Genomic DNA, 13,425 nt, shown 5'->3' on the forward strand with positions numbered 1-13,425 from the left:
CTAAGCAACTAGACAAATCAACAATATTGAAGCGTGAAATTTTTATTAACTTTGACGATCAGCCAAGGGAGTTGAAAAGGTATATTCCATATCCCAAGGGAAGCGAATCCAAGTATCTTGGCTCACCTCGGTGATAAAGGTGTCCACAAGGGGTTTACCGGCAGGCTTGGCATAAATGGTTGCAAAATGCGCCTTCGGTAACATCTCGCGGACTTTCGCCGCCGTCCGCCCCGTATCCACTAAGTCATCTACTAAAATGTAGCCTTCGCCATCGCCTTCCACACCTTTAAGCACCTGAAGCTCACCTTGCTCCATTGCTGCACCACCATTTTCGGATTTGTAACTAATAATGCAAATGGTATCAATCAAACGGATGTCCATTTCACGACATAAAATGGCGGCAGGTACCAGCCCACCTCGAGTAATGGCAATAATGCCTTTCCATGGTCCTTGCTCTAACAAACGCCATGACAAGGCTCGTGCATTACGGTGAAGCTCTTCCCAAGAAACAGGGAAATCTTTTGAATACGGAATCATGGCCAATTAAGCTCCTCAGGATTAAGTTAGAGCGAGGATTTTAGCGGCATTGCTAGTCCTGCTGCAACTAAAGTTACCTGATCGGTTAGTTTTGCAAGTTTTTGGTTGAGAACTCCAGCCTCATCGGCAAAACGGCGCGCCATTGCGTTTATTGGCATAATACCCAAACCCACTTCACTCGAAACAATCACAAGCTCTCCTTGAAATGCAGCAACTGCGCCAAGAAAAGCCGTCGTCTCACGCTCAAAGTGCTCCTCGTCTTCAAGACACAATAAGTTTGTTAGCCATAGTGTTATACATTCCACAATCACGGCCTGACCAGACTTGCTCAACGAGGCCAATGAGCTTGCCAAGGCAATCGGCTCTTCAATCAACTGCCAGTCACTGGGTCGGTTCTGTTGATGGGCTAGCACGCGAGCGGCCATCTCCTCATCCCTAATCTGCGATGTGGCAATATAACAAACAGGATTGCCTGATTGTGCAACTTGCAGTTGGGCAAAAGCACTTTTCCCACTACGAACGCCTCCTAGGACTAAGTGCTTCATGCGAGCTCTCTCCCTCCAGCTTTTTTTAACAGCCGAACCAAAGCATGATTCAACGGGGCCATCTCATGCATAGCGGGCAAGGCTACACGAACCCAACCGTCACCTAATCGAATATGAACCCCTACCTGATGAAGCATACTAAAAGCAAACTCAGCGATCTCTTTGCTCTCTAGCCTCCAAGTAAAAAATAGCGGCGTAATCACACACTCTTGGGAGTCAAATACCGTATGCAACTTTGGCATAATCCGATCAAAAAACACTTTCTGTCGATCCGCTAAAGACAATAATGCCTTCTCTTGCCATACCACGTCTTTTAAGGCCTGCTCCACTAGCCATAAACTGGGCGTAGCCACGGGCCAAGGGCCCAATAAGTTTCGCAATGTACTTTGCCAAGATGTTGCACAAAACACAAAACCGACTCTCGCACCCGCCAATCCAAAAAATTTGCCAACAGAACGCAAAACAAATAATGACTCGCTCTTCACCAGCCCTTCTAATTCATTCAGCACACTCAAATGCGGCATTGGATCAATAAAAGCCTCATCTATCATAAGGTGCCCCTCTAACTGCTCAGCTCGAGCAACAAGCGCTTTTATAAGAACAGACTCTACCATAGCCCCTGTCGGATTATTGGGCTGTATGACCACCGCAACAGACCACTCCATCTCAAGTAGCTCGTTAACCGCATCATAAAACACCAACTCATACCCCCACTTTTGCCAAGCAAAAGCGTGTTCTTGATAGCCAATACGCGGCACACAGGCCCGTTTTTTCGCATGTCGATAAGACAAAAATAAAGGTAAAGACTCAATAATATGCTGAGAACCAGCGCCAATGGCGATTGGCCTGATACCATAAAAATGGGCTGCTTGATCGAGCAAAGAGGTTTGGTCTGGTAGCTCACTCCATAAAATGGGATCAATTTCAGGCACTGGCCACGGTTCACGATTACAGGCGGAAGATAAATCCAACCAGTCAAGAGTGTCATTTCCTACCTTTCGCTGCCAATGATGCAGGTCTCCACCGTGGTGTGGGGGGACTTGATCCAATTGCGCTTGACCTAATTGCTCCTGACTCAACTGCACGAGCTTCACATCATCAAACACACAACCAACACCCACAAATACACCCCTTTATCAACCAAACGAATGGCTTTATTCAAATCTGTAGCAATCGGGTCTCGCCCCTCTCCCAACTCTGGCCGCGACTCAAGCTTACCAAAATAAGGGGCCGCCCCACCCAGTTTAATCCCTAACGCCCCGGCACCAGCCGCCATCACTGGGCCCGCATTAGGACTTTTCCAAGAGCTAGCTTGCGTCTGGTAACAACGCCATGCAGAACTAAACTGCCCACAGAGACCGTAAGTCAATACAACCAATCGTGCAGGGATATAATTCATCATATCGTCGAAGCGTGCAGCAAACCAGCCAAAATGCAAAAGAGTATCAGTTTTATACCCCCACATGGCATCCAAAGTATTGGCAAGACGATAAAGTAACGCTCCTGGCACACCCAGCACCAAGAACCAAAAGATAGGGGCAAAAACCGCGTCGCTACCATTCTCCAAGACGGACTCAATACTCGCCTTAGTCACTTGTGTTTCGTTTAATTGATTGGTATCACGACTCACTATGCGACTCACTCCATGGCGAGCTTGAAGCAAATCCCCTCTAATTAGAGGTTTTGCGATCGCCAGAGCATGTTCACGTAAACTCTGCCAACCGATGGTAAAATACAACACTATAATGGACAATAAGGTGGTTAACCAGTCAGGCAAGATAGACATAAGAACCAACAACATAATGAGTAAGGGAAATACCGTACAACACCAAGCCACCGCACCTGCCTGACGTTGACGAGTAGCAGTATCTGTTAAAGACAACTGTAACCCTCTTTGGCAAATATCGACCCAGCGACCAAAGGCAACCAAGGGGTGCCATTTTTTTGGCTCTCCCACTAAGCGATCAAGCAACAACGCCGCCACCAGCATGCCCGATGTGGATGCCAATAAATCAAACACAGAGAATAAAAAGGAAGTCATCATGTATCATTCTATGTTAAAAAATTTCATATTAAACAAGTGTGTCTTGGAAAAAGGTAAGAGTAAAAACAACGCTAATCCAGTAGAATTCTAGCATCTTATTGATTTTAAGCGTGATCATTTCCATGGCAAATTTCCATTTAATGGTACAAGGCACCACTTCCGACGCAGGTAAAAGCACCCTTGTTACGGCATTATGCCGCCTGTTGGCCCAACGAGGTCTATCCGTTGCCCCCTTCAAACCGCAAAATATGGCATTAAACAGCGCAGTGACCCGAGAAGGTCACGAAATTGGTCGCGCCCAAGCCGTTCAGGCTTATGCGGCTGGCATTGAACCTCATGTGGATATGAACCCAATCTTACTCAAACCCAATACGGATACAGGTGCCCAAGTCATTATCCATGGTAAAGCCATCGACAATATGAATGCGGTGGGCTATCACCAGTACAAGCATATCGCCAAACAAGCCGCCTTAGCATCTTACTATCGCCTCGCCGGACAGTACGACGCCATCATCATTGAAGGGGCTGGCAGCCCAGCAGAAATCAATCTTCGCGATCGCGATATCGCTAATATGGGGTTTGCCGAAGCCATCGACTGTCCTGTGATCATCATTGCAGATATTGATAAAGGTGGCGTATTTGCCCATCTAGTGGGCACACTAGACCTATTAAGCCAAAGTGAGCAGGATAGAGTTATCGGTTTTGTGATTAATCGCTTTCGAGGAGACCTTAGCTTACTGCAACCCGGTCTGGACTGGCTGGAACAACGAACAGGTAAACCCGTACTGGGTGTATTGCCTTACCTAAAAGGTTTTTATTTGGAATCGGAAGACGCAGTGGCTCACAGCCCAATAAAAGAACACCACGCCACCAAGCTAAACGTTGTGATCCCCATTATGCCACGCACCAGCAACCATACGGATTGGGATGCATTAAAACTTCATCCAGAAGTACAAGTCACATTGGTCAAGGAAAACAGCCCCATCCCTCCCGCCGACTTGGTGATTCTTCCTGGTAGCAAAAGTGTTCAAAGTGACCTCGCCTTTTTACGAAAACAAGGCTGGCCAGAGTATTTACAAAAACACCTGCGTTATGGTGGTAAGCTCATGGGAATTTGCGGAGGGTTTCAAATGCTGGGGGAGACAATATACGATCCTCATGGTCTAGAAAACGCTCAAAAAGGCACTCAATCCGCTGGATTGGGCTATATTCCAATGACGACCAGACTCGAAAAAGAAAAACAGCTAACACAACAAATAGGAAAATTAATCGCTCTAGATGAAAAAACGACCGTTACAGGGTATGAAATCCATTGTGGCATTTCGCGGTTTCATCACCCCATCACCTCGCTGATCGAGCTAAAAAATGGGCAGTTCGACGGTTTTATATCCCACGATGAGGCCATCATTGGTACCTATCTGCATGGCATTTTCGATCACCCCGAAGCACTCAACAGCCTGCTGCTATGGGCAGGACTTAACCCAACAGACACATTTAACTATGATCATTATCGTAATACGCAAATAGACAGATTGTCAGACAATACAGAATATCAACTAGACATAGACGCCCTGATTGAGAGATGCAAGCGCTTCAGACAATGAAAATAGCCTATACAAGATATAATCACTGAAGAATAATGCAAGGGAGAATATTTTGCGCTATGATCCGAGCTTTTTAAAAGCGCAGTAACGCTCCCTGATGGAATAAAGCAATTAATGACACGACTCGATCACATACAGCAAGGAAGCCGCTTTGCTATAATCGGTTTTACTTTGACATGCCTGTATATCTTAACCAAAATTCACGCCTCAGATACCTTATCAGACGCCACAGGCTTACCGATGGTATTGCTTGGTTTTTTTGCTATCTACCGATACGGCAAAGATCTGAGTGTCAAAATTCCCGTACTGCTTTTTTTCGCCTCAGTCATGATTCCTCTAGTAAGTTGGTACTTTGCTCATCTTGCCTACCCTAAGTGGGTGGATCCCTATCCCAAGTTAGATAAACTCTCCCGTATTTTTATGTTTGTTCCCATCGCTTGGTGGCTAAAAGACTCGCCAAAGAAAGTGTTTTTGTTTTGGACTATCGCCACCCTAACCATTGTCGTATCACCCTGGGTAAGCGGTGGCGGCTGGAAAGAGATTGAAAGTGGATTTCATGGTACTCGCATTACATTTGGCCTTAGGAACTGGGAACATGTCAGTTTATTTTTTGGTCTGGTGATGATTGGCCTAATATGTTTTTCTTCTCGATTATTTAAATGGAGCAAACTTACCCTTATTTTATGGATTCCCGCTCTATGCTTGTGCCTTTATACGGTAGCAGCGTCGCAAACCCGAGCCTGCTGGCTGGCGCTAATAGTCACCTTGATAACGGCGATTATCTATTATTTTTTGTGTAACAATAAAAAAAATATTAAACCGAAATATCTAATCATTACGGCGTTAGTCACCCTACTTGCTGGATCCGTTATCTATAAATTCATGGGGCATATTATAGAAAAGCGCGTAGGAGCCGAATCAGGTGTCATACAACATATTATTAAAGGCGATATGGAAAACGTCCCCTATACAAGCGTTGGTATAAGAATACATATGTGGCGTGCTTCGTGGGAAAAAATCAAAGAGCGTCCACTATTAGGCTGGGGAAACGAAGGCCAATATATTGCCATTCATGACACAAACTGGATGCCAGAGTTTGTTAAGCAGCAATTTGGTCATATCCACAATATCTACATTGCTTTACTCACTGATTATGGCCTAGTTGGGTTTATTTTTTACTTTATTTGGATAGGATGGATGCTAACAAAAGTGCTGAAAGCGGTGTCAAAAGGCTATATAAGTTATGATATCGGATACTTTGCTCTAGGAGCCATGACATTCTGGAGTATTATTAGCCTATTCGAGTCTTACCTCTTCTTCTGGACGGGTGTCTTTTGCTTACAAGTGATTTTTGGCGGCCTACTTGCACTGGTATGGCATGCACAAATACTAGAAAACAAAGCCAAACAACCCTCGTAACTCTAACGCCTCGTCCATTGTTAAACCAAAGAGTGCTCCCAAAAGCAACACTCTTTGCTTTTCATAGCTTTTCTAACAACCAGCCAAAGATTTATTGCTTAAGCCACCTCCCTCGGAGAGGCAATACGCTTACCTTGGTAACGCCTTAATACTACACGGAAGCGCCAGATCAAAATAACCGCTAGTAGGCTTAGCCCAGCCGCTAGTCCAAGATAGAAACCACGCACGGTTAATACCTTTGCCCAAGGGCTATAATGGGACAGCCAATACCCTAAAGGCATACTTAATCCAAATAAAGATACGCCAAAAGCGATCATCGAAGAGCGCGTATCACGAAAGCCCCGCAGCGCCCCAGTAAACACTGTCTGCAGCATATCTGGTAATTGGTAGCAGGAAGAAATCAGCAAAATACTAGCCGCTAACGACACAACATTTTGATTGTTCGAGTAAAAATACGGAATGGCTGCGTGGAATGTTTGGGTCAAAACAAAGCAAAGACCCACATAACTTACCCCCAGCATCACAATGACTCTCATAAGCCGCTTTACTCCTACAACACCTTCTTTCGACATCGCTTTGGCCACAACTATTGCCGTTACAGCGCTCATGGCCATCATAGGGGTAAATAAGAAAGAGGTATAAGACATCACAACTTGGCCTGCACCTAGCGCCACCTCCCCAAAAGAAGCAATCAGCCAAGTCATTGAGGAAAACAGACCCACTTCAAATGCAAACGCCAACCCAGCGGGCACCCCAACCCCCAGCAAGATAGAAAACTGACGGGTATAACGCCAAACCAAACGAGTAAATAAAGGACGTTTATTCAAAAAAAGGTCGTAAACCACAAAGCTTAGGACTGATAAATACAAGGACAAGCAAGAAGCAATAGCAGCCCCTCTCGCCCCCATGGCTGTAACCCCCAAATGACCAAAAATAAGCACATAGTTAAAACACACATTCAGAATCAAACCAATACTAGCAATCAGCAGTGGCAATACAGGACGCCCAGCCGCTTCAAATAGATTTTTATAAGATGTCATCAAGGCTAGCATGGGCAAGGCAGGGGCAAAAAGACGCAGATAGGCCATTGATACCTCACGAGTTTCCCCAGGAGGAGCCATCATTCCCGCTAAATGAGGCAAAAAAAATACGGTAATCAAACTCGCAATAACCCCTAAATAGACCGACAGGCCAACAGCTTGTGACATATACAAGTTCACTAACTTAGGCTGACGACCATGCAGATGCCTCGTCACCAAGGGGGTAATACCAAAAGTCACGCCAATCAAAAAGCAACCAACAGGTAGCCATAGGCTCGAGGCAAGCCCAACAGCTGCAAGGTGCGATGCACTATAATGCCCAAGCATCACAGTATCCACCACACTAATGGAAAGCTCTAATGTCATGGTAATCACCATGGGAAATAATAAATGCAAAATTTCTTTTAACACGGGAAAACGCTTAACCACAGATCACCGCCGATTATCATTAAGGCGCTTATAAGAGCACCCTACAGGCCTATTTCGACTTAGCCAAAAACAAAGGCGCTAATCTAACATTAAGCCACAAGTATTGCATCGTTGCAGATCGAAGTTTATCCCTGTAGGTCGGGATTCATCCCGACAAACCATCCAATACACCTGTTAGACTAAAGTCTAACCTACAAAAAAATAGCGCTCTTGTACGCCTCGACTCATCCCGACAAACCATCCAATACACCTGTTAGATTAAAATCTAACCTACAAAAAACGACCGCCCTTGTAGGTCGGGATTCATCCCGACAAAAGAATAGGCCCAGATTCATCCAACAAAGACCAGCAATACCGTTTCTCCTTGCTCTTAACAACTAAGCGCGACAAAATACCCCGTTTAAAATCAACATCTTGTTTTTTAAAACATATTTAGGACGATACCTCATGGCCATTCTGACAACCTTATTGCCCCTATTAGCAGCTTTGCTGATCGGCTATTGGATAGATATTAGATTTTTCAACGCAAAACGAGTGGCAAAAGGTCTCAATCAACTCGTCTACCTAATATTAGGACTTATTGGTTTTAGCATCGGTGCGTTAGACAACTTAACAGAAAAACTTCTGATTGCAGGTTATCAAGCCTTTATCTTAGTTATTTTAGTCTCTAGTTTTAACTTAATTGCTTTGTATTTCAGCGGCCTCAAGCTTGATTCTCACTATGAAAACAACAGCGCTACCCTCCCTCAAACCAGTAAATGGCAGGCCATAAAAGACGCCGTCATCACGTTAACATGGGTCTTTGCTGGAATTGCAGCAGGTTTTATAGGAAAGCACTGGTTCACAGGTGTTGATAAACTCGTCACGGCACTTCTTTATATTTTACTATTTTTAATCGGTTGTCAGCTTCGTCAAGGAAACTACCGCTTAAGAAAACTCTTTCTAAATCGTCAAGGTCTAATTATTGCAAGTGTCACCATCGCAAGTACACTGCTTGCTGGCTGGGTTAGCACACTGCTACTCCATATTAATTGGCACCAAGGGCTAGCTGTCGTATCAGGGTTTGGTTGGTATAGCTTATCAGGCATTCTCATCACAGGGCTTGGCGATCCCGTATTGGGTACGACCGCATTTTTATTAGACCTAAGCCGAGAAATTCTAGCGTTAATGTTGATTCCCTTTCTAGCCAAATGGAACAGCCACTTATCCGTTGGCTATTCTGGCGCAACCGCTATGGACTTTACCCTACCTATGCTAGGAAAATTCCATGGCCCGCAAATCATTCCCGTTTGTATCGCCAGTGGCTTTATCATGAGCGTCCTTGTTCCCATACTTATTCCCATTTTTATAGGCAGCTAGTTCCTGCCTGTAATAGGCCCACCCCAACTTTGTATTTCCCATTAAAAAAGCAAACACTGCTCAACCTAACGATAAGACAACAGCCGAAAATCTCGCGCTAAAGCAACAGAGAGTTAGAAAATGTCAATTTATTGTCAACACCAATTGTAAAGTCAACATGATAAGCAAACAGCGTCATGCTTTTGTAAAACCCATTGTCGTACAAGACATGAGCAGATTATTCTCGAAACACGTTTTGTGCTTTGTTGATTCAATTATCTTTTAGCAAAACAAGGTGTACAGGTGAAGGGGTCGCTTTGGGAACGATTCTAGCTTAACATTGGCGTTACACCCCATGGTTATGTTAGAAACGTACTATCGGATCTGGACTGACAAAGCACAAGGCGCATTATCCACACTTGGTTTTGCCTTCTTGCTATGCTACTAAGTCAATCTATGCTAAAAAGTCAATGCTCGATAAAGCGACATGCAAATCTAATCCGTGGCTAGGTCAAACATCACCCAAGCTTTAGAAGCAAGTGATAAACAAACAATTAAATGGAACGCTTTTTTATGAAAAAAACACTCATTGCGGCGCTGGTTATGTCTTCTGTTTCTTTCGCGTACGCAGACAATAACGCAACCACTATTACGACAAAAGAACAGAAACTGGGTTACAGCATAGGCAATATGTTTGGTAGCCGAATGACCCAAGATTTTAAAGATCTAGACATGAAGGCCTTTTTCCAAGGCTTCAAAGACGGTTACGATGGTAAAAAAGGACAGATGACCAAAGAGGAAATTGCTGCCACCATCCAAAATTTCCAGAAAGAGCAGATGGAAAAAGCACAGAAAGAGAAAGAAAAAGTAGCCGCCGAAGACAAAGCGAAATCAGAAGCTTGGTTGAAAAAAATCGCTAAAGAGAAGGGTGTGAAAAAAACCAAAGACGGCTTACTTTATAAAGTCATCAAAGAAGGAAAAGGTCCACATCCAACAGCCACCGACACCGTCAAAGTGGATTACGAAGGCAGCTTAATGAATGGTAAAGTCTTCGATAGCTCCTACAAACGCGGTGAACCAATCACCTTCCCTCTTAACCAAGTCATCCCCGGCTGGACAGAAGGCCTACAGCTTATGAGAGTTGGTTCCAAATACGAACTGTACATCCCAGCAGACCTTGCTTATGGCCCTGGTGGCACAGGCCCTATCCCACCTAACGCCGCGCTTAAGTTTGTGGTTGAGCTTCATGCTATCGTGAAACCAGATGACAAAAAAGCGGACGATAAAAAAGCAACTAACTAAAAATACCATATAAAGCAAAGAAACGGCTATGTTGATGTTGTAATAGCTTGGCCGTTTTTTGTTTGTTCTTTTCTTGCAAAATTGAGTATCATAGCTATGCGGAATACCTTTACTAATCAGGACCTCATATCTGATGGATACAAGCATTTTTAAAGAGAGCAATAAAGTGAGAACTGGCGATTTTATAAAAGAGCACAGCGCGTCAATTGGACTAAGTTTACGAATTTTTGATTGTTTCTTTCTCTTTGCTTCAGGTCTACTAAGCTTTGGTTTACGCTTTTCTCATTTTGATCTACCACACACCTATAAGAACGTACTGCTACTGGGTATTTTATTTGCCGTTATCTGCTTTTCATCGGTTGGCTGTTATCGAGGTTGGCGTGGAACATCTTTTTTGACTGAAGCAAAATCTATTCTAAGCGCCACATCTCTTACCTTTATACTGCTTATAATAAGTGGGTTTATAACACAATCATCAGACACATTCTCTCGGATATGGGTCGTCACTTGGTTGATATCCGCATCTATGCTTATATTATTTTACCGCTATTCTTTAAGACGCATTTTAGGTGTACTTCGTGCGCGAGGATATAATGCAAGAAAGGTACTTATTATTGGCCAAGGAAGTCTTGCTAACGATGTTCTTCATAAGCTGTCTTCTAAAGAAGAATTAGGTCTTACTGTTGTGGGTTACCTCTCTGATACACAGGAAAATAATAAGGAAAGCGTTATCGAAAAGCAGTTCAAGCGATTAGGAAACATAGATGAGCTTAACACTGTTGTATCAAAACAAGGAATAGACCAAGTTTGGGTGGCTATCCCTATGTCAGAAATTGACACAATGCAAAAGGTTCAGTCAGCCTTAGTCATGTCACCTGTTACTATACGCTTTGTACCTGATATCTTTGGATTTCAGCTTCTAAACCATTCAATTACAGAGGTTGCAGGACTTCCTGTAATAAACCTTTCAACATCTCACATGTTAGAGGGAAAAAATCGTTTTTTAAAAGCATTAGAGGACAAGATTCTATCTACCATTATTTTGCTATGTATTAGCCCTATTCTTCTACTCGTTGCATTAGGAGTCAAACTGTCATCTCCTGGGCCAGTATTCTATCGACAAGAAAGGGTCAGCTGGAATGGACGACCTTTTGATATGTTAAAGTTTCGGTCCATGTCTGTAGATAGCGAGAAAGATGGTGTGAAATGGGGAGGAGCAACCTCTATGTCTGTGACAAAATTTGGTGCATTTATTCGAAGAACAAGCCTCGATGAGCTCCCCCAATTTATCAATGTATTAAAAGGTGATATGTCCATTGTAGGGCCAAGACCAGAACGCACAGTCTTTGTTGATCAGTTTAAACATGAGATACCTGGATATATGCAAAAACATATGATGAAAGCAGGTATTACGGGCTGGGCACAAATCAATGGCTGGCGTGGAGACACAGACCTGCAAAAAAGAGTCGAGTGCGACCTTTATTATATCGAAAACTGGTCCATAGCGCTTGATATTAAAATCATACTTCAGACTATTTGGAAAGGGTTTATTAATAAGAATGCGGCATAAAGCAGCATTCTTAAGTTTTTACTCATTTAAAACTTCATTCACATAATTAGAAAATTGTATTTTGAAATTTTCCTTACTAAACTTTTCTACGTAGGCTCTAATGCTATCAGAAGAGAATAAATCGAAATTACTTTCAAAATACTCAATAGATTGATTCAGTGAACACTCAGTTTGCTCATCAAAAAAAACACCAGAAACCCCTTCTTTTACTGTCTCCAATGCTCCTCCTTTTCGGTAGGCAATGACTGGACGACCGGATGCCATTGCCTCTAATGGAACAATACCAAAATCCTCAATACCTGGAAAAATTAAAGCTTTACAGTTAGCTAATAATGACTTGATTTCTTCAAAATCTAGGTGACCTAAAACCTCAACATTATGATGTGCTAGTTGACGAAGCTCTTTTAACTGATCACCTCCTCCAACAATTTTTAACCGTTTACCGGAGTCATTAAAAGCTCGAACAGCAATGTCTGTTTTTTTATAGGGAACTAACTGCCCTAACATTAAATAATAATCACTTGGTTGTATTCCAGTGGGTTCAAACTCACTAAAATCAACAGGAGGATGTATAACTGTAGAATCACGATGATAAAAACTTTTTATACGGCCAGCAACAAATGAACTGTTAGCAACAAAGTGACTAACTGACATTGAGTTTAACTGATCCCACCGTCGAATATAATGTAAGAGTAACACCATTAATTTGCGCTTTAACCAGCCGCAACGACTCTTATAGTCATGATACATATCCCAAGCATAACGCATCGGCGAATGGCAGTAACAAATATGTGGCTGACCTGGAGCTGGAATTATACCTTTTGCTGGGCCTGACTCGCTGGAAATAATCAAATCGTAACCTGATAAATTGAATTGTTCCAAGGCTAATGGCATTAAGGGAAGATAGTTTTGGTACCAGCGCTTAGCTCGTGGCAATTTACTAATAAAACTTTGCTTAATACTATGCTGACTAATAACACTATCTTTAAATACTTCAGAATTATAGACATGTGTATAAATATCTGCTTGTGGATAAAGTTCACACAATGCCTCTAGAACCTTCTCACCACCACGTAGATTAACTAGCCAATAATGAATAATGGCGACTTTCATATATAATCCTTTAATTAAATTAAAAAATTAAAAACTATTCAGAGCAAATAATTTCTAACATTTTTTTATTTCTATACTCATATGTATTTTTATACAAAACTTCTAATATAGCTGGATTATTTATTTTCGAATCATCTTGAAGGACAGCTTTAATTGAGGCACAAAATTCTTCAGGGGTATCTGCTGGAAAATAGAACTCTTCGTAATCAGTTAAGCTATCTAATCTAGTTGAAACAACATTTTTCCCTGCCATAAGATATTCAAAAAACTTCATTGGGAACATGCTCTTTGTATATTCATTTTTTAAAGTTGGTAAAATGGCCACATCAAATGCTTTTAAATAGCAAGCCAAACTACCATAAGATCTTGGCCCCATAAAATGAATATTTTCTATATTATCAAGAGAGTCAATTTTATCATTTGGAGACCCTTCACCGACTTTTCCTATTAAAACAATCTGCCAACTTTTATTACTTTCAGCTAA

General features: G+C 42.6%; 12 protein-coding genes. 5 read left to right on the forward strand and 7 right to left on the reverse strand.

Annotated features, from left to right (window positions below):
- Window positions 1-45 precede the first annotated feature (45 nt).
- Genes gpt through cbiB form a run of 4 tightly spaced genes read right to left on the reverse strand, consistent with a single transcriptional unit; the run spans window position 46 to window position 3,126 of the window.
- A complete protein-coding gene (gpt, locus tag JHD45_RS19135; RefSeq protein WP_199478076.1) occupies window positions 46-537 on the reverse strand; it encodes a xanthine phosphoribosyltransferase in 492 nt (163 codons plus the stop codon).
- A 26-nt stretch (window positions 538-563) separates the two neighbouring features.
- Window positions 564-1,082, reverse strand: coding sequence for a bifunctional adenosylcobinamide kinase/adenosylcobinamide-phosphate guanylyltransferase (gene cobU, locus JHD45_RS19140; protein ID WP_199478077.1), 519 nt, complete (start codon window positions 1,080-1,082; stop codon window positions 564-566).
- The gene (locus JHD45_RS19145; protein ID WP_325097338.1) at window positions 1,079-2,203 is read right to left on the reverse strand and encodes an aminotransferase class I/II-fold pyridoxal phosphate-dependent enzyme; all 1,125 of its coding nucleotides are present in this window, start codon (window positions 2,201-2,203) and stop codon (window positions 1,079-1,081) included. Before JHD45_RS19145 ends, cobU begins: the two co-directional genes overlap by 4 nt.
- Window positions 2,173-3,126: an adenosylcobinamide-phosphate synthase CbiB gene (gene cbiB / locus JHD45_RS19150; protein ID WP_199478078.1), complete on the reverse strand. Its 954-nt coding sequence runs from the start codon at window positions 3,124-3,126 to the stop codon at window positions 2,173-2,175. The genes JHD45_RS19145 and cbiB overlap by 31 nt, the downstream gene beginning before the upstream one ends.
- Window positions 3,127-3,248: 122 nt before the next feature.
- Between cbiB and JHD45_RS19155 the strand changes: the two genes are divergently transcribed.
- On the forward strand, window positions 3,249-4,730 hold the full coding sequence (locus JHD45_RS19155; protein WP_199478079.1) for a cobyric acid synthase: 1,482 nt from the start codon (window positions 3,249-3,251) through the stop codon (window positions 4,728-4,730).
- Between the two features lie 114 nt (window positions 4,731-4,844).
- The gene (locus tag JHD45_RS19160; protein ID WP_199478080.1) at window positions 4,845-6,149 is read left to right on the forward strand and encodes an O-antigen ligase family protein; all 1,305 of its coding nucleotides are present in this window, start codon (window positions 4,845-4,847) and stop codon (window positions 6,147-6,149) included.
- A 98-nt stretch (window positions 6,150-6,247) separates the two neighbouring features.
- Here the strand turns inward: JHD45_RS19160 and JHD45_RS19165 are convergent, their stop codons facing one another.
- Window positions 6,248-7,600, reverse strand: a complete 1,353-nt coding sequence (locus JHD45_RS19165; protein WP_325097339.1) for an MATE family efflux transporter — start codon at window positions 7,598-7,600, stop codon at window positions 6,248-6,250.
- Between the two features lie 465 nt (window positions 7,601-8,065).
- Here JHD45_RS19165 and JHD45_RS19170 point away from each other — a divergent pair, with 465 nt between their 5' ends.
- The 3 genes from JHD45_RS19170 to JHD45_RS19180 all read left to right on the forward strand — a co-directional run bounded on the left by JHD45_RS19170 (window position 8,066) and on the right by JHD45_RS19180 (window position 11,828).
- Window positions 8,066-8,977 carry a lysine exporter LysO family protein gene (locus JHD45_RS19170; protein ID WP_199478081.1) on the forward strand — a complete coding sequence of 304 codons (912 nt, stop codon included), beginning with the start codon at window positions 8,066-8,068 and terminating at the stop codon, window positions 8,975-8,977.
- Window positions 8,978-9,529: 552 nt separating this feature from the next.
- Window positions 9,530-10,258, forward strand: coding sequence for an FKBP-type peptidyl-prolyl cis-trans isomerase (locus JHD45_RS19175; protein WP_199478082.1), 729 nt, complete (start codon window positions 9,530-9,532; stop codon window positions 10,256-10,258).
- Between the two features lie 133 nt (window positions 10,259-10,391).
- On the forward strand, window positions 10,392-11,828 hold the full coding sequence (locus JHD45_RS19180; RefSeq protein WP_233407942.1) for an undecaprenyl-phosphate glucose phosphotransferase: 1,437 nt from the start codon (window positions 10,392-10,394) through the stop codon (window positions 11,826-11,828).
- Window positions 11,829-11,846: 18 nt separating this feature from the next.
- Here JHD45_RS19180 and JHD45_RS19185 read toward each other — a convergent pair whose 3' ends face one another.
- Window positions 11,847-12,941 carry a glycosyltransferase gene (locus tag JHD45_RS19185; RefSeq protein ID WP_199478083.1) on the reverse strand — a complete coding sequence of 365 codons (1,095 nt, stop codon included), beginning with the start codon at window positions 12,939-12,941 and terminating at the stop codon, window positions 11,847-11,849.
- 34 nt (window positions 12,942-12,975) lie between these two features.
- A partial coding sequence (locus JHD45_RS19190; RefSeq protein WP_199478084.1) for a glycosyltransferase occupies window positions 12,976-13,425 on the reverse strand: 450 nt, incomplete at its 5' end.

This window comes from Marinomonas spartinae (assembly GCF_016461715.1).
Classification (GTDB): domain Bacteria; phylum Pseudomonadota; class Gammaproteobacteria; order Pseudomonadales; family Marinomonadaceae; genus Marinomonas; species Marinomonas spartinae_A.